Source organism: Ochrobactrum sp. XJ1 (assembly GCF_024701725.1).
In the GTDB taxonomy this organism is placed as follows: domain Bacteria; phylum Pseudomonadota; class Alphaproteobacteria; order Rhizobiales; family Rhizobiaceae; genus Brucella; species Brucella anthropi.
On sequence record NZ_VDGD01000003.1, the window covers coordinates 324,539 to 344,432 of the forward strand.

Below are 19,894 nucleotides of genomic sequence, written 5' to 3' on the forward strand. Positions count from 1 at the left end.
AAATCGAAAAGCCGCTCTGTACTGCAGCGCGGCTTTTTCTTTGCTTTTATCCCGGCACTTTGGCGATGGGGCCGGGAGGGCCGAGCGTATCGTCAATCTGCCGGTCGGAATGATATGTGGCGCAGGCCGACAACAATGCTCCAATGAATAACAGTAAGGACAGTTTTCGGAGCGCGATGATGTGCGGCTTTGGCCGAAGAACACTTATAGAACCAACATACTGAGCCATAGATATCTCATCCGTGAATGCCTGCATAAGTTCTAGAGCAAAAGGCAGCTGCAAACACTCATACATTTTTGCTGGCAAACGGTGGTCGACGTGTGTTGATGCACGCAATCATAAAGAAATCTTGTTTGACGGTTTTCCCGACAGCCAGTTTTCGCTATTAAGCCTTCAACATCTTCAATCGTTTTTCCGGGAAGCACCATGAACGCTTTCGATCCAGATATTGCAGAAGACGCGGGCAGCGACGGCTGTCATCCGCTATTCCGCGATGTGCCGACCACGGTCGAGTTCAACAAGCTGCGCAAACGTCTTTTGCGTCTGACGCGGCAGGCTATCGAGGATTTCTCGATGGTGAAGCCCGGCGAGCGCTGGATGGTCTGCCTTTCGGGTGGCAAGGATTCCTATGGCCTGCTTGCGCTGCTGCTCGATCTTAAATGGCGCGGCCTGCTGCCGGTTGAGCTGCTGGCGGTCAATCTGGATCAGGGGCAGCCGAACTTTCCCAAGCACATTCTGCCGGATTTCCTCAATCGTTATGAAATCGAACACCGTATCGAATATCAGGATACCTATTCGATTGTGACCGATAAGCTGCCTGAAACCAGCACCTATTGCTCGCTCTGCTCGCGTTTGCGCCGGGGGAATCTCTATCGCATTGCGCGTGAAGAGGGCTGTTCGGCGATCGTTCTTGGCCATCACCGGGAAGATATTCTCGAAACCTTCTTCATGAACCTGTTTCACGGCGGGCGTCTGGCTGCGATGCCGCCGAAGCTGTTGAACGACGAAGGAGACCTGATGGTGTTCCGCCCGCTGGCTTATGCTGCGGAGGACGATCTGGAGAAATTTGCGACCGCAATGCAGTTTCCGATCATTCCATGCGACCTGTGCGGCAGTCAGGAAGGGCTGCAGCGCAATGCGATGAAAGCCATGCTGACCGACATCGAAAAGCGTATGCCGGGGCGCAAGGACACGATGATCCGTGCCATGACGAATGTGCGTCCGAGCCATTTGCTGGATCGCAAACTGTTCGATTTTGCAGGACTGATGCTGAATGGCGAGGGAGAGGGTGACCATGCGGTTTGACGAAGGACAGATGGACTGGCTGGCCGATTTGCTGGCAGATGCGGCGCGTCAGGAAATCATGCCCCGGTTTCGCAGGCTGGACGTCAGTGATATCCGGCAGAAGACGTCACCCGCCGATCTGGTGACGGAAGCGGATGTGAATGCTGAGCGGTTCATCACTGCCAAGCTCAAGGAACGCTTTGCCGATGCGGTGATCGTCGGTGAGGAAGCCTGCTCGGACAATCCGGCTTTGCTGACCGGCCTCGATGATGCGGAGCTTGCCTTCACAATCGATCCGGTCGATGGCACTTTCAACTTTGCATCTGGTGTTCCGCTCTTTGGTGTCATGCTTGCGGTGGTGTCGAAAGGCGAAACCGTTGCCGGTATCATTCATGACCCCGTCGGTAATGACTGGATCATGGCGTCAAAGGGAGGCGGAAGCTACATCCGCCACGCCAATGGAGATGTGAGCAAGGTCGGCGTTGCCGAACCGACTTCTATCAACCAGATGACCGGTTCGATTTCCTGGCAGTACACGGCTGAGCCGACACGGTCGCGTCTGGCGCGTAATCATACGAAATTTCTGTCCCAGATCGGCTATCGCTGTGCAGCGCACGAATATCGCATCCTCGCCACCGGCGGCGCGCATTTCGTGGTCTACAACAAGCTGATGCCGTGGGATCATCTGCCCGGTGCGCTGATCCATCAGGAAGCCGGTGGCTATCTCGCGCGCTGGGATGGAAGCTATTATCTGCCGTCACATACCGGCGGCGGCATTCTGGCTGCGCCCAGCAAGGACAGCTGGCAATCCATTCACGCCGCGCTGTGGGAAGAATAAAACCGTCAGAGTATTATCCAATACGAAAGGCCCGCTACATCGGCGGGCCTTTATTGTTTTGGCATCGCGAAATCGATCAGATCACGTGTTCTGCGGGCGGGTTCTGCACCCTGAACAACCGTCCGCGTTCAGCTATCAAAACGCAGCCGAGGGCGACAAATCCGAGCACGCAATAGCCGGTTGCAACCGGCGTTGTGGTGCCGTCAAAGGCCTGACCGATAATCGCGCCCAATGCCGCACCGATCACCGTTTGAGCAAAGCCCAGAACCGAGGAGGCGGTTCCGGCAACTTCGCCGAGCGGCTCCATCGCCAGTGCGTTGAAATTGGCGGTCACGAGGCTGAACGAGAACATGATGGTCATGTAGATCGCCATCAGGATCGGGAAGGGAACAGGGCCTTCCATCGTGACCGAAAGTACCATCCACAAAAGGCTGAAGCTGGTGAAGACCAGCAACATGGTCTGGGAAATTCGCCGCATACCGTAACGACCGACCAGGCGCGAGTTCATGAACGAGGCGAGCGCCAGCGTCATGGCGACGGCAGCGAAAGCCAATGGGAACAAGGCGCCGAGCTTGTAGATGTCGACGAAAATCTGCTGAGCCGAGTTGATATAGCCGAACAGCGCGCCGAGAATGAACGAGGTGCCGAGCATATAAAACAGGGCGACGCGGTTCGAAAGAACGATGCCGAAACCGCCAATCACGCTCTTGACCGTCAGCGGGCGCCGGTTGGTAGCAGGCAGGGTCTCGGGCAGGCGAAGAAACGCCCAGATACCGATGACAAATGCCATGAAAGCCATTGACAGAAAGATCAGGTGCCATTCGCCGAAAAGCATGATGAGCTGGCCGGTTGCGGGCGCAACAACGGGCAGGATCATGAAAACCATCATGACGAGCGACATGACCTCGGCCATCTGACGCCCGGCGAACTTGTCGCGAACGACGGATACGGCGATCACGCGCGTGGCAGCAGCGCCAAGCCCCTGCAAGACACGCAGGATGATAAGCGTCGTGAAATCGGTGACGATGGCCGCTCCCAGAGCTGCCAGAATATAAATGACGAGCCCGGCGAACAGCGGCAGCCTGCGGCCGAAGCGGTCGCTCAAGGGGCCGTAGAAGAGCTGCGAAACGCCAAACCCGAGCAGATAGGCAGTGATGACAAACTGGACGTGGTTTTCCGACTGAACGCCGAGGCTTGCACCGATCTGCGGCAGGCCGGGCAGCATGATGTCGACCGCCAGCGCATTGATGGCCATGATCGCCGCGATGAGCGCGATGAATTCGCCGCGTCCACGCATGGAAGTCTTCTGGTCCGACGAACCGTTCTTGATGTCGAGCGGCATGACTGGCATTCCTTGGCAAAGTGGCGCATCGCGTCGCGAGACACGATACGAAAGACAAAATTTAGAAAGCAGAAGCAGACAGATGAAAATCTGTTGTTGCAGCATCTAGAGCATTTCCAGCAAAAGTGCGAAGCGGTTTTGCGTAGGATAATGCGACGGAAAAATACTTAGAGCGATTCCAGCGACTCCGTTTCAACTGGAACCGCTCTAGCAAATGCAAAAGGCGCCGTAGAACGGCGCCTTTGGAAAAAGGTGAGGCTGAAGCCGTATAACCGGCAATTAATCCTCAAGCTGCCTTTGTGGCAATACCCTTATCGGTAAAAAGTGCCTGCAACTCGCTCGATTGGAACATTTCGCGTATGATATCGCAGCCGCCGACGAATTCGCCCTTTACATAAAGCTGAGGAATGGTTGGCCAGCTCGAATATTCCTTGATGCCCTGACGCAGTTCATCCGAAGACAGAACGTTGACGCCCTTATACTCCACACCGAGATAGTCGAGGATCTGAACGACCTGACCGGAGAAACCGCACTGCGGGAAACCCGGCGTGCCCTTCATGAAAAGCACGACGTCGTTGGTCTTCACTTCATTCGCGATGAAATCGTTGATGCCGGTCATTTGCGGTCCTTTCCAAGCATAACCCCGAAAAGTCGCCTGACTTTTCGGACAGGATTATGCGCTAAACAAATACGTCGAGGCAAATTTCGACGCAAACAGGGAGGTCTTTCCCAATATAGTCATTTGAATGCTGGTAACCACCCCGTTGGGGCGAATGCAAGTCAAATGCTCAAGAAATCCGTATCAAGGGGAGCGCATCTTGCCGCAGCAGGATTTGCTCATCGAAATGGGGCTCCCCCAGAACGGCCTTCCGTTATTCCGGTACGCTGGTCTGCAGGGCGAGTGCGTGCAGCACACCGCCCATATTACCCTTCAGCGCATCATAGACCATCTGGTGCTGCTGCACGCGGGACTTGCCGCGGAAACTTTCCGCGACAACCTCGGCGGCATAATGGTCTCCGTCTCCGGCAAGGTCGCGGATCGTCACCTTTGCGTCGGGAATCCCCTCGCGTATCAGTTTTTCGATCTCATGTGCGTCCATAGCCATGCAAAATCTCCCGCCGTTTCCGGCTTCTTCTTCTCATTTTATCGAATCGTAACGCACCATCGTGGAACGTCAACTAACATCTGTCTAACGCTTAAACAGCCGACAAGCAAACCGCCCGGACAGGGTTTCCATCCGGGCGGCAATTAGAGCATTTCCAGCAAAAGTGCGAAGCGGCTTTGCGTCGGATAATGCGTAAATTTAAGAATTCAGGTGCAAGAAATACGATCAGTTATCGCTGACCGGTTCGCCACTCATGAAGCCCGGGAACCAGCCTTCAAAGGCGTCGGTCAGATCGGCAACACTGACATCGACGACGTTGCCAATCTTCAGACTGTCGCCGCCAACCGTGCCGAGCACGCGGAACGGGACGCCTGCGCCTTCAGCATTGAGGGCAACGAGCTTTGCCATTTCCGCCGTAGCCGCGACGACATAGCGCGCCTGATCTTCACCGAAAAGAACTGCGTGCGGCAGACCGTCACCGGCATCGAGCTCTGCACCCTTACCGGACTTGATCGCCATTTCCGCGACGGCAATCGCCAGGCCGCCATCGGAGAGGTCATGACATGCCGTGACCTGACCGTTGCGGATGGCCGAGCGGACGAACTCGCCGTTACGCTTTTCAAGCGCAAGATCGACGGTCGGGGCAGGACCATCGGCACGATCAAACAGATCGCGCAGGTAAATGGACTGGCCGAGATGTGTGCCATCGCCACCAAGCAGAACCAGCGTGTCACCATCCTGCATGCCACCGATCTTGGCGGTTTGTGTCCAGTCAGGGATGAGGCCTACGCCGGCAATGGTCGGCGTTGGCAGAATGGCCTGACCGTTGGTTTCGTTATAGAGAGAGACATTGCCCGAAACGATCGGGAAATCCAGCGCACGGCAGGCTTCACCGATGCCTTCGATGGCCTTGACGAGCTGACCCATGATTTCCGGCTTTTCAGGATTGCCGAAGTTCAGGTTGTCGGTCGATGCCAGCGGCTCAGCGCCAGTCGCTGTGATATTGCGCCAGCATTCGGCCACGGCCTGCTTGCCACCCTCGAATGGATCGGCTTCGCAATAGCGCGGGGTCACGTCGGATGAGAAGGCGAGAGCCTTGGTGTCATGGCCCTCGACGCGGATCACACCGGCATCGCCGCCCGGAACCTGCAACGAGTTGCCCTGAATGAGCGTATCGTACTGTTCATAGACCCAGCGACGGGATGAAAGATCCGGCGAGCCAATCAGCTTGAGAAGGGCAGTGGAGTAATCTTCCACTTGCGGCACATTGCTCGCGGGAAGCGGCGCGTGCTTGCCTGGCTCCATCCACGGACGATCATATTCCGGTGCTTCATCGCCCAGATCCTTGATCGGTAGATTGGCGACTTCCTCACCCTGATGAATGACGCGGAAACGAAGATCGTCAGTCGTCTTGCCAACGATGGCGAAGTCGAGACCCCACTTGCGGAAGATCGCCTGCGCTTCGGCTTCCTTCTCAGGTTTCAGAACCATGAGCATGCGCTCCTGGCTTTCCGACAGCATCATTTCATAGGCCGTCATGTTCTCTTCGCGGACGGGAACATGGTCGAGAATGAGTTCAATGCCAAGATCACCCTTTGCGCCCATTTCGACAGCCGAACAGGTGAGGCCAGCCGCACCCATATCCTGAATGGCGATAACCGCGCCGGAGGCCATCAGCTCAAGGCAGGCTTCGAGCAGGCACTTTTCGGTAAATGGATCGCCGACCTGCACGGTGGGGCGCTTTTCTTCAATCGACTCGTCGAATTCAGCCGATGCCATGGTCGCGCCGCCGACACCGTCGCGGCCCGTCTTGGCACCCAGATAGACGACCGGCAGGCCGACGCCCTTGGCTTCCGACAGGAAGATGCCGTCATGCTTGGCAAGACCGGCAGCAAATGCGTTGACGAGGATATTGCCGTTGTAGCGCTTGTCGAAGTTCACTTCGCCGCCAACGGTCGGCACGCCGAAGGCATTGCCATAGCCGCCGACGCCCGACACGACGCCAGATACCAGATGGCGGGTCTTCGGATGATCCGGTTCGCCAAAGCGGAGCGCATTCATCGCCGCGACGGGACGCGCGCCCATGGTGAACACGTCGCGCAAAATGCCGCCAACGCCGGTCGCTGCACCCTGATAGGGCTCGATGTAGGACGGATGGTTGTGGCTTTCCATCTTGAAGACGACGCAATCGCCATCGCCGATGTCCACCACGCCTGCGTTTTCGCCAGGGCCCTGAATAACGCGCGGTCCGGTTGTCGGAAGCGTGCGAAGCCATTTCTTGGAGGACTTGTAGGAGCAATGCTCGTTCCACATCGCCGAGAAAATCCCGAGCTCTGTGAAGGTGGGCTCGCGTCCGATCAGATCAAGAATGCGCTGATACTCGTCCGGCTTAAGACCATGCGCTTCGATCAATTCCGGCGTGATGTCTCGCGTATTGGAAATAGTCATGGAAATGGGGAACCCCGTCGCAGGCTGCGGCGTCCGACGCCCTGTGCCTAAGGGACGGTCGCCTAAGGTTTCAAGGCGCCTCTTTAACCTATGTTTTCACGAAGTGCGACAGGAAAATACCGCTTTTCCAGCCCTTCATCGAATATCCATAATAATCGCACGCAAGCGCACGCGGTCAGACACTCCCTTCATATCCCGCCTGTTCGTTTTCGAGCAGGCGACGGAGTGTCAGAAAACTGTTTTCGACGACACTGCGATCAGCCGGAGACGAGAAGGCAACGCGGACCCGGTGATAGATCTGATCGACACGTCCGGCCTTGAACTCATCTTCGTCGTCGATCAGGATTCCGCTTTCATAGGCGGCGGCCTTGAACGTGCCCGAAAGCCACGGCTCGGGCAGCCCCATCCACAGGAATGGAACTGTCGGACGGGATACGAAATCGAAACCGTCGAAGATTTCTCGCGCCATCTTTTCGCGAATGCCCGTTTCTTCGCGGCATTTGCTGTGAATGGCGTCTGCCTCGCCGGACAACACCAGCTGAGCGCCGGTTTCAGCGAGCAGGAATGCTGCGCCGCCTGTGACCATCTTGTGCGTTACCTTCACGCGTTGGGCGCAATGCGCAGGGCAGGCGACCCATCCGCTGCGTATGCCTGCGGCAACGGCCTTTGACAGACCGGAGACGACGAATGTTCGTTCAGGCGCAAAGCTTGCCAAGGGTGGAATCTGGCTATCGCACATGATGCCATAGATATCGTCTTCGATAAGCCAGACATTGTAACGCCTTGCGATGTCGGCGATTGCACGACGGCGTTCTTCCGGCATGACGGACAGGGTAGGATTGTGCAGCGTCGGCATCAAAAAGGCGAGGGTCGGATGCTGCTGGCGGCAGGCTCGTTCGAATTCTTCCGGGATCAGACCGTATTCATCCAGACCGGCCTGAATGGTACGGCGCCCGAGAAGGCGCACGGAGCGGCTGATCTGCGCATAGGTCAGATTTTCGAACAGGATGCGATCGCCCGGATTCGTGAAGGCCGTGATGATGGCGATGCTCGCAGCCTGCGCCCCATTGGTAACGACAATGCTGTCAAGATCTGGTCGCCAGTCAGCCCGCGAAAGCCATTTCTGCCCGGCTTCCAGCCAGTGCTGCGGAAAATAGCGCGAATAGCTCGCAATATCCTGCGGAAAATCCCGATGAATGTCGGCATTGATTTTGGCCAGAACTTCATGCTGGCCGACATCCGGCGCCGCAGTCGTGTCGAAACGTATTTTCCCAGAAGGGACATCAGCAGGCTTTGTACCGGCAATGCCAGAGGCGGTCAGCGCATTGTCTGCCGGTTCTTCGCCCAGAACGTAAGTTCCTCGACCGACTTCGCCCGTCACGAGACCGCGTTCATGGGCCAGCGCATAGGCGCGACCGATTGTGCCGATTGTCACCTTCAAGTCGAATGCGAGATTGCGCTGTGGCGGAAGTTTGATACCCGCTGGCAATCCACCATTCCCGATGGCTTCTTCGATGGCATCGGCGAGCTGCAGGTAAAATGGACCGGATTTACCGGCAAGGTCTGGAATCCAATTTGTCATGGTGACAACTTATAAATTGTACCTATTGCCAAGTCAATTGTAGAGTCAATTCGTCGCTACTTGGTGACAATGCAGACATCGAGCTAAACATAAGGTTTGTCTCGACTGCTTCCCAGCTCCCAACTGGCCCAACTGGCAATGAAATGGACCGAGCCAATGTTTTACTTTAGACCGCAGACCGAGACAATAGATACAATTCTTCCTGTGCCCGTGGCTGATAGCATTACGGATTTGCCAAAAGCTTTGCAGGTCAATCTGATGGCGGCATCCCAACCGCAGATCGGATATGTACGGCGCGTTGTCTCTTTTTGTTCTTACGCATTGTCCGACGCATCGAAGCTGGAAAAGAAATCAGTCCAGCGGACTGATTTCCCTGCGAAGACGCTTCGCACTTTTGCTGGAAAGGCTCTGGATTGGATGTCTTATCGAATGATGCTGCGGCGCAGTCGGATCGCCCTCGGCGAACTGACCGACGATCAGTTGCGGGATATCGGACTACAGCGCGACGAAGCAGAGCGCGAAGCGCGTAAGGTGCGTTTTCACTTGCGTTGAAGCATGTCGCGGAAAGCAGCTTTCCGCGACAGCTTGATTACTGGCAACCGCTCTGGCCTGAAGCCCAGCGGTTGACGTCGGCGGCGATCCTGCCGCCATGGCTTTCCTGCATCATGGGACCGAAAGCTTCGACGCGTGCAGGATTGCCTTGCGCCTGCACGACGAGCAGCGGACGTAATGCCGGATTGCGGGCGGGCACGACCAGAATGCGCGGACGTCCGGTGAAGGAATTCAGTTCCGGCGCGAGTGAGTAACCGCGGAAATCCTTGTCCTTGGATTTGAACCAGCAGCTATTTGCTGCCAGCGCGATGCGCTCCATGGTTGGTAGTGCCGCCTTGCTGGCGTCGACGGCGATAGGCCCCGTGGGCTTGCTGGAAGTGCAGGCTACAAGCAATGCAACGGCCGGGAGGGCCAGAAGAGCGAAAGTCTTGGTCTTCAAGGAGGGGCTCCGATGGTGCGTGCCTTCAAAAGGCACGCATGAGAGGTGGGGGTAAACAGTGTCAGGCTAGTTGCGGCATGAAAGCTTTCAGTCCGTCATCCATCTCGTTCCAGATGCGCTCAAAAACCGGATGCTGTTTTGCCTTGGCTGCATATGCATCGAATTTCGGGAATTCGTCCAGCAAATCCGCTTTGCCCGAGAGTTTCTTCAACGGTTCCATCAGGAAACGCACCGGCAACAGCCAGCAATCTGCAAGGGTCGGCTCGTCTCCGGCGGCATAGGCTTTGTCCGAGAGACGGCTTTCGACCACTTTCAGGCCGGTATGCATCTTTTCGAACAGGCGTTCGATGCTTGCATTGTCGCGCTCGGGCTTGCTCAAAAGGATGAAAAGCTTCATCGCGGGTCCAAGCACGTCCAGTTCCGTCACGCGGGCAAGGAGGCGAATAAGTGCGCGCTCGCGCGGCGTTCCGGGCAGCACGGATATTTCCGGAAAATGATCTTCGAGATATTCGGCGATCACCGTCCCTTCGTACAGCGTTTCTCCGGAACTGGTAATCAGCACGGGAACGCGGCGGAGCGGTGTGATATTGCCGAAATCGGCTGGGAACGGGTAGGGCATGTTCATCGGCTTGAACGACAGGTCCTTCAGGTAAAGAACCCCGCGGACAAAGGCCGAGTAAGGGGAAAGAGGTCTGGAATAAAGCTGCATGAATGAAGTTCCCCTGATTCGTTATCGCTAAAATGTGCGAGGCATTTCCAGCAAAAGTGTGAACGCTCTTGCCAGGATAGCGCATGAAACAAATATGGGGCGATCCCGACGATTCCTCCTGATCAGGACCCTCCCGAAGTCAAGCTGCCACGAAAATAGACGCTTTGCCAGTGCAGTTTTGCAGCTGAGGCGTCAGAGCAGGCGCAATAAAAAAGGCGGCTTCAATCGAGCCGCCTTTTCCGTTTATCAGTGTGCCAGCTTAAGCAGCGAGGCCCAGCGCGCCTGCGAAGAGCGCCCGACCGTCATCACCGCCATGCGCGGATTCGATCAGGTTTTCCGGATGCGGCATCATGCCGAGCACATTGCCGTGTGCGTTGACGATACCGGCAATGTCGTTGACCGATCCGTTCGGATTGGTGCCTTCGGCATAGCGGAACACAACCTGGCCTTCGCCTTCGAGACGCTTCAGCGTTTCGGCATCGGCGAAATAATTGCCGTCATGATGCGCGACCGGGCAGCGGATGATCTGGCCCGGCTTGTAGCCGCGCGTGAACGACGTGTTGGCGTTGGTTACTTCGAGCTTTACTTCGCGGCAGACGAACTTCAGCGAAGCATTGCGCATCAATGCGCCCGGCAGAAGCCCGGCTTCGACGAGGATCTGGAAGCCGTTGCAGACACCCATGACCATGACGCCCTTATCGGCCTTCTCGCGAACGGCCTGCATCACCGGCATACGGGCTGCAATCGCACCGCAGCGCAGATAGTCACCGTAGGAAAAGCCGCCCGGAATCAGGATCAGGTCCACATCGTCGGGAATGCTCGTATCGGTCTGCCAGACGGTCACCGGTGCCTGTCCGGTGATCTTGGTGAGTGCTGCGATCATGTCGCGATCGCGATTGAGACCGGGAAGGAGAATGACTGCGGATTTCATGAGCGTCTCTGTCCTTTGCCTGATCAGCCGATGGCGATGGAATAGTCTTCGATCACCGTGTTGGCGAGCAGCTTTTCGCACATGGCCTTCAGGTCGGCTTCGGCCTTGCTCTTGTCGGAGCCATTCAGTTCGAGGTCGAAAACCTTGCCCTGACGGGCCGAGTTGACGCCGTCAAAACCGAGGCTGCCGAGCGCGCCGACGATTGCCTTGCCCTGCGGGTCGAGAACGCCGTTTTTCAGTGTAACGGTGACGCGTGCCTTGATCACTCTGTAGTTCCTGCAATTTTAGAACGAATGAAACAGCCCGGAAGGCTTAATTTGGCATGATCCCGAAAACCGTGTCGACTTTCCGGGATCGTGCCCTTCCGGGCTGGGCGGATCATTTTACTTCACAAGCGTAGGGCCAGCCGGGCGCGGCGTGTCGTTCTCGTTCATGATGCCGAGACGGCGAGCCACTTCCTGATAGGCCTCAACCAGTCCGCCCATGTCGCGGCGGAAACGGTCCTTGTCGAGCTTGTCGTTGGTGGTGATATCCCAAAGACGTGCAGAGTCCGGCGAGATTTCGTCGGCGACGACGATGCGCATCATGTCGCCTTCCCACAGGCGACCGCATTCCATCTTGAAATCGACAAGCTGGATGCCGATGCCGAGGAACAGGCCGGTCAGGAAGTCGTTGACGCGAATGGCGAGCGCCATGATGTCGTCGATTTCCGGCGGGCTTGCCCAGCCGAAAGCCGTGATATGCTCTTCGGTGACCATTGGGTCGTCGAGCGCGTCAGCCTTGTAATAGAACTCGATGATCGAGCGCGGCAGCACGGTGCCTTCTTCAAGGCCAAGGCGCTTTGCCAGCGAACCGGCAGCGACATTGCGCACAACCACTTCAAGCGGAATGATTTCCACTTCCTTGATCAGCTGCTCACGCATGTTGAGGCGGCGGATGAAGTGCGTTGGAATGCCAATGCGGTTAAGTTGGGTGAAAATATGCTCGGAAATGCGGTTGTTCAGCACGCCTTTTCCGTCGATGACTTCATGCTTCTTTGCATTGAAAGCGGTTGCATCATCTTTGAAAAATTGGACGAGCGTACCGGGTTCAGGGCCTTCATAAAGAATCTTGGCCTTGCCCTCGTAAATACGGCGGCGACGGTTCATGGCTTTTCTCGGATTTCCATATTTATGGTGATCGGCTCTAAGCCGCTATTCTCGCGGGCTACCTATAGCAATTGTGGGCTTTTAACAATCCTGCTTTGTGCCCGTTCCCCCGTTTTCGCTGTTTCTGATGCAAGTTTATGCATGAGTCGCAAGAAAGTAGTCTTTAGCTCTTGTATAATCTTGCTCCCCTTGCCAGCTTTAGGCAAGAGAACGGATGACGATCTCTTCTAACTTGTAAGTCTGGGAGCTTTATGAATGACCACTGGCATGGATGATCGCCGCGACGCTTTTGAAAAGAAATTCGCGCTTGATGCGGAACTGCGCTTCAAGGCGGAGGCACGCCGCAACAAGCTTCTGGGACTCTGGGCCGCAGACCAGCTTGGCAAGAAAGATGCGGATGCCGAAGCCTATGCCAAGGAAGTCGTTGCCGCCGACTTTGAAGAAGCTGGCGATGAGGATGTTTTTCGCAAGGTGCGCGCCGACTTCGATGCCGCAAATGTAAGCGTTGCAGACGAAGTTATTCGTGAGAAGATGTTTGCTTTTCTTGAAGAGGCAATCCGCCAGGTAAAGCAGGATTGATGGATGGTTCGGGGCGGAAGGATAGATAGCACTTCCGCCCTGATCCTTTTGAAATGAAGGAAATTCGAATGTCGTTGTCTTCGCGCCTTCGCGCCGGGGAAACAGTGCTTTCTGCATGGTCCTCCCTTCCCGAACCCCTGACGGTCGAAATTCTCGCCCATAGCGCCTTCGATGCCGTAACGCTGGACATGCAGCATGGCGGCCACGACGAGGCGAGTGTTCTTCGCTCTCTCGGCCTTATCCTGAACGCTGGCAAGCCGCCGGTCGTGCGCGTTCCTGTCGGACGCTTCGACATGGCAAGCCGTGCGCTGGATTTTGGTGCGCAGGCGGTCATCGCTCCGATGATCAATTCCGTCGAGGATGCCCGCAGGTTTGCAGCCGCCATGAAATATCCGCCGGTGGGCGAACGCTCATGGGGCGTATTCCGGGCCAATGCGGATTACGGCGCACCGGGTTCCAACGATTATCTGACCACCGCAAATCACGATACGCTTGCCTTCGCGATGATTGAAACGCGCGATGCCTACGATGCGCTGGATGCCATTCTGGATGTTCGCGGCATCGACGGCGTTTTCGTCGGCCCTGCGGATTTCTCCATTGCGTGGAGCAACGGGCGTGAGGCAAATCCGAATTCGGATGCGATTGTGGAACCTATCGGCAATATTGCCCGCAAGGCCGCTGCGGCAGGAAAGATCGCCGGTATTTATTCACCGTCACCGGAGTTTGCGCGTCGCTACATTCCGCTTGGTTTCCGCTTCCTGACACTCAGCAACGATGGCGGTTATATCCGGCTCGCAGCAGAAACGCTGACCAAAGCGGTTCGCGACTAATTCCATTGCAAGATATTGAACAAGAAAAGGCGGGCTAATGACCCGCCTTTTTCATGCTGTATGAATAAACATCAGTGATGCTTGGGCGCCTGTAGTTGCGTCATGAACTCGGCGAACACCATCGAGCCTTCCGGCCACGGTCCATGCCCGGATTCCGAGTTGATATGCCCGGATTCGCCAGCATCGATCAGCATTGCACCCCAGTCCTTCACGACATCTTCGGCAGCTTCAAAGCTGGAGAAGGGATCGTTGCGGCTGACCACGGTGATCGTGGGGAATGGCAGACGTTCACGCGGGTAGGGGCCGAACGTCATCAGATGCTTGGGGCGGATCTTGTCGTTGGAAACATCCGGAGGCGCCACGAAAAAGGCTCCAGCCACCTTGTGCTGAAAATGCGGCAAGGCATGAACTGCAGTTGCAACGCCGAGCGAATGCGCGACGAGAACAATCGGCCTGGTCGCCGCATTGGCGGCCTTTACCACTTCACCAATCCAGTCTTCGCGAACAGGTTTGGTCCACTCGGCCTGCTCGACGCGCCGCGCCGTCGAGAGTTTGCTCTCCCAACGGGTCTGCCAGTGGTCGGGGCCGGAATTGGTATAGCCGGGGATGATGAGGATATCTGCGTCTTTGACTTTCATGGCTTCCCATTTAGAGAGGCTTTGTAACTTCTTCAAGCCGTGCTTGTTGTATGCTTGGTATAGAAGGCATGCGAATGATGAACAGCCTGTTCGCTGATCGTGATCTTGTGAAACATGTCCCAAATGGTGATGTTTAGGCAAGATTTGAAACACGACGGAGAGACTGGCATGACAATCAGCAGACGTAATATCCTCGGCGCTGCCGGGACTGCTGTCATGGCCAACATTCTTCCTGTTCGCGCAGAAATGCCGTCGAAGGAGGGCGACATGACACAGCATTTGAGAGCAACCGCAGTCGAAACCGAACGTACGGTTGCTCCGCTTCCATTCGCAATGACCACGCCAATGCGTGTGGCTCGCGTTGGCCTGAAGGCGCGCGATGCCGAAACACTGGCTGAATATTATCGCGATGTCGTCGGCTTGCGTGAGATGACGCGTCGCGGCGCGTCGATTGTACTCGGCGCCGGCGACCGCGAACTGATGGAAATTGAACAGTTTTCGGCGGCCAGGCCGGACGATCCGCGCAGCGCCGGTCTGTATCACACCGCGTTCCTGCTGCCGACACGTGGCGACCTTGCGCGCTGGTCGCGCCGCGCCATCGACAAGCAATTGCCGGTCAGCGGTGCATCGGACCACAAGGTAAGCGAAGCCATCTATCTGACCGATCCCGAGGGCAACGGTATCGAAATCTATTCAGATCGTCCGAATAATGAGTGGCAATGGAATGGCGACCGTGTTGCCATGAGCACCGATCCGCTCGATGTCGGAAATCTGCTCGATGTCATCAAGCGCGAGGGCGGAGAATGGGACGGCGCACCGCAGAACACTGTGGTTGGTCACGTTCATCTGCGCGTCGGCAATGCCCATGAAGCCGAAACCTTCTGGCATAACGAACTCGGCCTTGAAACCGTTCAAACCTATGGTGACCGGGCTGTGTTCATGTCCACAGGGCGCTACCATCACCATATCGCTGCCAATGCCTGGCAGAGTGCTGGTGCGGGCAAGCGTGACGAGGATCGGACCGGTCTCGGCTGGGTTGAGCTGGAAGACACGCGTGGCGGTAACAACAGCACCTTCGTGGATCCATGGGGCAACGTGGTCAATACGATCAAGACCAAGGCGTAACCAACCCATCTCCAGAATGTAAAAAAGCCCCATGTTTTCATAAACATGGGGCTTTTTTCGGATTCAAATTATGAACCAATTAAAAGGGGGGGCGCAGATTTTGGTTATGACGTGACGAAAATCGTAGCTTGCGAGAACCGGAGCGCAGTGTGCTTCACGCATGGTCCCGAAAAGTTGCAGACTTTTCGGACAAGACCATGCGAATAGAATAACTACGTGAGCACCGGAAGCGCAGTAAGACGCGATTTGCAGGCCGTCAGAGCCGAAATCTCAACCGAAGACGCGCTTGAAAATCGTATCTACATGCTTGGTGTGGTAGCCGAGATCGAACTTTTCGCGGATCTGTTCTTCGGAAAGGGCCGCGCGTACTTCCGCGTCGGAGAGCAGTTCTTCGAGGAAGTCGGCACCCTGTTCCCAGACCTTCATGGCGTTGCGCTGCACGAGACGATAGGCGTCTTCGCGTGATACGCCAGCCTGTGTCAGCGCCAGCAGCACGCGCTGCGAATGCACCAGACCGCGGAACTTGTTCATGTTTTTCAGCATGTTATCCGGGTAGATGACCAGCTTTTCGATCACGCCAGCCAGACGGTTGAGCGCGAAGTCGAGCGTGATGGTGGTGTCCGGGCCAATGGCACGTTCGACGCTCGAATGCGAAATATCGCGTTCGTGCCAGAGAGCCACGTTTTCCATCGCAGGCGTTACCGACATGCGAACCAGACGGGCGAGGCCGGTCAGGTTTTCGGTCAGAACCGGGTTGCGCTTGTGCGGCATGGCCGACGAACCCTTCTGGCCCGGCGAGAAGAATTCTTCCGCTTCCAGAACTTCCGTGCGCTGCATATGGCGGATTTCGATGGCGATGTTTTCCATCGAAGAGGCGATGATGCCGAGCGTTGCAAAGAACATTGCATGGCGGTCACGCGGGATCACCTGCGTCGAAACCGGCTCTGCTTCGAGCCCGAGCTTGGCGCAGACATATTCTTCCACACGTGGGTCGATATTGGCGAACGTGCCAACAGCGCCGGAAATGGCACCGGTTGCGATTTCTTCGCGCGCCGCAACGAGGCGGGCACGGCCACGCGCCATTTCGGCATAGAAACGCGCAAAGGTAAGGCCCATGGTCGTCGGTTCGGCATGGATGCCATGGCTGCGGCCGATGCGGACCGTATCCTTGTGTTCAAAAGCACGCTTCTTCAGGGCTTCCAGAACGCGGTCCATGTCGGCAAGCAGCAGATCGGCAGCGCGTACGAGCTGGACGTTGAGCGTGGTGTCGAGCACGTCGGACGACGTCATGCCCTGATGCACAAAGCGGCTGTCCGGACCGATGAATTCGGCCAGATGGGTCAGAAATGCAATGACGTCATGCTTCGTGACGGCCTCGATCTCGTCGATACGGGCGACGTCGAACTTCGCCACGCTACCCTTTTCCCAGATGGTCTTCGCCGCTTCCTTCGGGATGACGCCGAGTTGCGCCAGCGCCTCGCAGGCATAGGCTTCGATCTCGAACCAGATGCGGAACTTCGCTTCGGGCGACCAGATGGCGACCATTTCAGGCCGGGAATAGCGCGGGATCATGGGTGCATCCTGTAGAAAGTGGGAGTTTAACGATTGCGGGCAGCTTCAGCCGCAGCACGAATGGCGTCGATATTGGCGCGGTAGCTCTCGACGGAGTTACCCTTGTAAACGGCAGAACCGGCCACGAGAATGTTGGCGCCTGCTGCAACGACCGAGCCTGCGGTTTCCGGTGTAATACCGCCGTCAACTTCGACATCGATAGGGCGGTCGCCAACCATTTCGCGGACGCGCTTGATCTTGTCGAGCATCGGCGTGATGAACTTCTGGCCGCCAAAACCGGGATTGACGGTCATGACGAGGACGAGATCGACATCATCGATGACGTTCGTCAGCGCTTCGGCGGGCGTTGCCGGGTTAAGCGCCAGACCGGCTTTCTTGCCCAGAGCGCGGATCGACTGCAGCGAACGGTGCGTGTGCGGACCGGCTTCGGCGTGAATTGTGATGAGATCGCAGCCAGCATCGGCAAACGGTGCCAGATACGGGTCGCAGGGCGCAATCATCAGATGCGCATCGAACAATGCTTTGGTGCGCGGGCGGATCGCCTTCACCACCTGCGGGCCGAAAGTAATATTCGGCACAAAATGCCCGTCCATGACGTCGATATGCACCCAGTCGGCACCGGCTTCCAGCACGGCATCGACTTCTTCGCCAAGACGGGCGAAATCGGCGGAAAGAATGGACGGGGCGATGGCGATGGGGCGCATATGTGATCTCCGTAACTTTGGCCAGCCCCTAGCACATGAGGGGCAAGAATCCTATCCCCAGCGCTTGTGGAACCACATCCACTGGCCGGGATATTCGCGCACCCACGTCTCAACGGTATCGTTCAACAGCTGTGCGGTTGCGGCAACATCGATCTCGCCCTTGTCGTCGCGCGGCAATTCCATGCGCTCATAGAGTTCGAGACGATAGCGTCCACCGGGAAGGCGGATACAGCGTGCCGGATAGACGTCGCAATCATATTGCCGCGCAAGCTTGGCCAGTAGCGGATTGGTTTTCACCGGGCGGTTGAAGAAGGTGGAAGGCACACCGCGGCGGAATTTCTGGTCCACCAGCATACCGACATTGCCGCCTTCATCGAGGATATGCGCAAGCGACCACGCAGCCCCGGCTTTCGACGGCACCAGATGGCCCATATTGGTGCGACGGGCCTTCAGAACCTTGTTGGCGATATAGGGATTGTTTGGCGGGCGGAAGAGCGCCGTAACGTTCAGGCCGAAGGTGGCGGCGCAGATCGGCAGAAGCTCGAAATTACCGGTATGAGCGGTGAAGAAGATATGCGGCTTCTTCTCGTCGCGGAGGCGTTCGAAAATCGGAATGCCTTCCACTTCGACCAGGCCCGGCGTTGTGGCGTTGGGGTCGAAGTCGAAAACGGCGTCGAGGAAGATATATTCCGCGAAAAGGCGCGCCATCGAATCCCACATTTCGCGGGCGATTTCCTCGATTTCCGCGTCGCTTTTCTCAGGATAAGCCTGACGCAGATTATCGGTGGCAACCTTGTGGCGCGGCGTCAGCGGCCCGACCAGACGGGCCACCTTGGCTGAAAAGCTGATTGCAGCCTTCGCCGGAAAAAGGCGCAGCAGGCCAAGCAGCAGAAAGACGGCCTGCGCCCAGAGCCAGTAGTTGAACTGCTTCAGCTTGCGGGTCCAGCGGAAGAGCAGAAGTTTCAGCTTGAACATCATGGACGTGGGCGACTCAGTCGATCTCGAGAATGATCTTGCCGAAGACGTCGCGGCCTTCCATGCGCTTCAGCGCCGTGTCGATATCGTTGAAGCCGACCACGGTGTCGATGACCGGATGCACGATGCCGCGCGCCATTTTCTGCATGGCGTCGGCCATGTTTTCCATGCGGCAGCCAAACGAACCCAGAATCTTGAGCTGCTGCTGGAAGAGCTGCATCAGGTTCATATTGGTCGAGACGCCGGAGGTCGAGCCGCAGGTGACGAGACGTGCGCCGCGCTTCATGCAAAGCATCGAACCGGCCCAGGTGTCTGCGCCGACATGTTCAAAGACGACATCGACGCCCTTCTTTTTGGTGAGCTTGCGCACCACGCCCTCGAAGCGGTCTTCGCGATAGTTGATGACGTGATCGGCGCCGAGTGCCTTGGCCTTTTCGATCTTGTCGTCGGAACCGACTGTGGTGATGACGGTGCAGCCCATCTTCTTGGCAAGCTGGATTGCGGCTGAACCGATACCGGAACCGCCAGCCTGTACGAGTACGGTTTCGCCGGGCTCAAGCTTGGCATTGTCGAACAGCATATGCTCGACCGTACCGAAGGTTACAGGGGCGACGGCAGCGCCGATGGCATCAACACCGGGAGGTGCCGGAACGAGAAGACGGGCAGGCAGGTTCACTGCCTCGCAGGCAAAGCCGTCGAGATGGAAACCATGCACGCCGCCGACATGTTCGCACAGATTGTCACGGCCTTCGCGGCAGGCGCGGCAAAGACCACAGGTGCGCGCACCATAGATCGAGACGAGCTGACCGGGCAGGAGATTGGAAACGCCGGGGCCGACAGCATCCACAACGCCTGAAGCTTCCGCACCGATAACCAGCGGCATCTTGCGCTTGGCAAACGCCATGCCGCGCCAGCCCCACACGTCGATGTGGTTGAGCGCAACGGCCTTGATCTTCACGGTTACCTCGCCAATGCCGGGGGCAGGCGGCGGTGCGATATCGGTGATTTCAAGGCGGCGATCGTCGAGAAGCTGCAAGGCGCGCATGAAGTAATCCTTTTCAAGACATAATCCCGGAAACGGCGAACCGTCC

The 19,894-nt window shown here is 56.9% G+C and carries 21 protein-coding genes; 6 read left to right on the forward strand and 15 right to left on the reverse strand.

The window, feature by feature from the left end:
* Nucleotides 1-427 precede the first annotated feature (427 nt).
* Both ttcA and FG152_RS07080 read left to right on the forward strand, forming a co-directional pair.
* Nucleotides 428-1,306 carry a tRNA 2-thiocytidine(32) synthetase TtcA gene (ttcA, locus tag FG152_RS07075; RefSeq protein ID WP_012092244.1) on the forward strand — a complete coding sequence of 293 codons (879 nt, stop codon included), beginning with the start codon at nucleotides 428-430 and terminating at the stop codon, nucleotides 1,304-1,306.
* The gene (locus FG152_RS07080) at nucleotides 1,296-2,123 is read left to right on the forward strand and encodes an inositol monophosphatase family protein (RefSeq protein WP_036586845.1); all 828 of its coding nucleotides are present in this window, start codon (nucleotides 1,296-1,298) and stop codon (nucleotides 2,121-2,123) included. The genes ttcA and FG152_RS07080 overlap by 11 nt, the downstream gene beginning before the upstream one ends.
* 76 nt (nucleotides 2,124-2,199) lie before the next feature.
* On the opposite strand, the gene FG152_RS07085 is transcribed toward FG152_RS07080, so the two are convergent.
* The 5 genes from FG152_RS07085 to FG152_RS07105 form a co-directional block, all read right to left on the reverse strand.
* The gene (locus FG152_RS07085; RefSeq protein ID WP_010661200.1) at nucleotides 2,200-3,465 is read right to left on the reverse strand and encodes a multidrug effflux MFS transporter; all 1,266 of its coding nucleotides are present in this window, start codon (nucleotides 3,463-3,465) and stop codon (nucleotides 2,200-2,202) included.
* 286 nt (nucleotides 3,466-3,751) lie between these two features.
* Nucleotides 3,752-4,084, reverse strand: a complete 333-nt coding sequence (gene grxD, locus FG152_RS07090; RefSeq protein ID WP_010661201.1) for a Grx4 family monothiol glutaredoxin — start codon at nucleotides 4,082-4,084, stop codon at nucleotides 3,752-3,754.
* A 253-nt stretch (nucleotides 4,085-4,337) separates the two neighbouring features.
* Nucleotides 4,338-4,571: a BolA/IbaG family iron-sulfur metabolism protein gene (locus FG152_RS07095; RefSeq protein WP_006466620.1), complete on the reverse strand. Its 234-nt coding sequence runs from the start codon at nucleotides 4,569-4,571 to the stop codon at nucleotides 4,338-4,340.
* A gap of 225 nt (nucleotides 4,572-4,796) precedes the next feature.
* Nucleotides 4,797-7,019 (reverse strand): phosphoribosylformylglycinamidine synthase subunit PurL, encoded by a 2,223-nt coding sequence (gene purL, locus FG152_RS07100; RefSeq protein WP_036586843.1) that lies wholly within the window; start codon nucleotides 7,017-7,019, stop codon nucleotides 4,797-4,799.
* 175 nt (nucleotides 7,020-7,194) lie between these two features.
* Nucleotides 7,195-8,601, reverse strand: a complete 1,407-nt coding sequence (locus FG152_RS07105) for an aminotransferase-like domain-containing protein (RefSeq protein ID WP_010661203.1) — start codon at nucleotides 8,599-8,601, stop codon at nucleotides 7,195-7,197.
* 138 nt (nucleotides 8,602-8,739) lie between these two features.
* Between FG152_RS07105 and FG152_RS07110 the strand changes: the two genes are divergently transcribed.
* Nucleotides 8,740-9,153 carry a DUF1127 domain-containing protein gene (locus tag FG152_RS07110; protein ID WP_029376245.1) on the forward strand — a complete coding sequence of 138 codons (414 nt, stop codon included), beginning with the start codon at nucleotides 8,740-8,742 and terminating at the stop codon, nucleotides 9,151-9,153.
* 37 nt (nucleotides 9,154-9,190) lie between these two features.
* Here FG152_RS07110 and FG152_RS07115 read toward each other — a convergent pair whose 3' ends face one another.
* From FG152_RS07115 to purC, 5 genes are all read right to left on the reverse strand, one after another.
* Nucleotides 9,191-9,592, reverse strand: a complete 402-nt coding sequence (locus tag FG152_RS07115) for a hypothetical protein (protein WP_036582339.1) — start codon at nucleotides 9,590-9,592, stop codon at nucleotides 9,191-9,193.
* A gap of 61 nt (nucleotides 9,593-9,653) precedes the next feature.
* Nucleotides 9,654-10,301 carry a glutathione S-transferase family protein gene (locus FG152_RS07120; protein WP_036582336.1) on the reverse strand — a complete coding sequence of 216 codons (648 nt, stop codon included), beginning with the start codon at nucleotides 10,299-10,301 and terminating at the stop codon, nucleotides 9,654-9,656.
* 259 nt (nucleotides 10,302-10,560) lie between these two features.
* Complete coding sequence (gene purQ / locus FG152_RS07125) at nucleotides 10,561-11,232, reverse strand: phosphoribosylformylglycinamidine synthase subunit PurQ (RefSeq protein WP_036582329.1); 672 nt, start codon at nucleotides 11,230-11,232, stop codon at nucleotides 10,561-10,563.
* Nucleotides 11,233-11,255: 23 nt separating this feature from the next.
* A complete protein-coding gene (purS, locus tag FG152_RS07130) occupies nucleotides 11,256-11,498 on the reverse strand; it encodes a phosphoribosylformylglycinamidine synthase subunit PurS (protein WP_010661208.1) in 243 nt (80 codons plus the stop codon).
* Between the two features lie 117 nt (nucleotides 11,499-11,615).
* The gene (gene purC / locus FG152_RS07135) at nucleotides 11,616-12,380 is read right to left on the reverse strand and encodes a phosphoribosylaminoimidazolesuccinocarboxamide synthase (protein ID WP_010661209.1); all 765 of its coding nucleotides are present in this window, start codon (nucleotides 12,378-12,380) and stop codon (nucleotides 11,616-11,618) included.
* Nucleotides 12,381-12,635: 255 nt separating this feature from the next.
* Here purC and FG152_RS07140 point away from each other — a divergent pair, with 255 nt between their 5' ends.
* Both FG152_RS07140 and FG152_RS07145 read left to right on the forward strand, forming a co-directional pair.
* The gene (locus FG152_RS07140) at nucleotides 12,636-12,959 is read left to right on the forward strand and encodes a DUF1476 domain-containing protein (RefSeq protein WP_036582324.1); all 324 of its coding nucleotides are present in this window, start codon (nucleotides 12,636-12,638) and stop codon (nucleotides 12,957-12,959) included.
* 62 nt (nucleotides 12,960-13,021) lie between these two features.
* Nucleotides 13,022-13,789 (forward strand): HpcH/HpaI aldolase family protein, encoded by a 768-nt coding sequence (locus tag FG152_RS07145; RefSeq protein WP_029376246.1) that lies wholly within the window; start codon nucleotides 13,022-13,024, stop codon nucleotides 13,787-13,789.
* Nucleotides 13,790-13,860: 71 nt separating this feature from the next.
* Here FG152_RS07145 and FG152_RS07150 read toward each other — a convergent pair whose 3' ends face one another.
* Nucleotides 13,861-14,427 carry an alpha/beta hydrolase gene (locus FG152_RS07150; RefSeq protein WP_010661212.1) on the reverse strand — a complete coding sequence of 189 codons (567 nt, stop codon included), beginning with the start codon at nucleotides 14,425-14,427 and terminating at the stop codon, nucleotides 13,861-13,863.
* A gap of 168 nt (nucleotides 14,428-14,595) precedes the next feature.
* On the opposite strand from FG152_RS07150, the gene FG152_RS07155 reads away from it, so the two are divergent.
* Nucleotides 14,596-15,552 (forward strand): VOC family protein, encoded by a 957-nt coding sequence (locus FG152_RS07155; protein WP_374710366.1) that lies wholly within the window; start codon nucleotides 14,596-14,598, stop codon nucleotides 15,550-15,552.
* Nucleotides 15,553-15,822: 270 nt separating this feature from the next.
* Here FG152_RS07155 and purB read toward each other — a convergent pair whose 3' ends face one another.
* The 4 genes from purB to FG152_RS07175 are packed head-to-tail and all read right to left on the reverse strand — an operon-like array spanning nucleotide 15,823 to nucleotide 19,848.
* Nucleotides 15,823-17,124, reverse strand: coding sequence for an adenylosuccinate lyase (gene purB / locus FG152_RS07160; RefSeq protein WP_036582303.1), 1,302 nt, complete (start codon nucleotides 17,122-17,124; stop codon nucleotides 15,823-15,825).
* 26 nt (nucleotides 17,125-17,150) lie between these two features.
* Nucleotides 17,151-17,828, reverse strand: a complete 678-nt coding sequence (rpe, locus tag FG152_RS07165) for a ribulose-phosphate 3-epimerase (RefSeq protein ID WP_036582300.1) — start codon at nucleotides 17,826-17,828, stop codon at nucleotides 17,151-17,153.
* A 51-nt stretch (nucleotides 17,829-17,879) separates the two neighbouring features.
* Nucleotides 17,880-18,806, reverse strand: coding sequence for a lipid A biosynthesis lauroyl acyltransferase (locus FG152_RS07170; protein WP_012092233.1), 927 nt, complete (start codon nucleotides 18,804-18,806; stop codon nucleotides 17,880-17,882).
* Between the two features lie 13 nt (nucleotides 18,807-18,819).
* Nucleotides 18,820-19,848 (reverse strand): zinc-binding dehydrogenase, encoded by a 1,029-nt coding sequence (locus FG152_RS07175; RefSeq protein ID WP_010661217.1) that lies wholly within the window; start codon nucleotides 19,846-19,848, stop codon nucleotides 18,820-18,822.
* Between the last annotated feature and the right edge of the window lie 46 nt (nucleotides 19,849-19,894).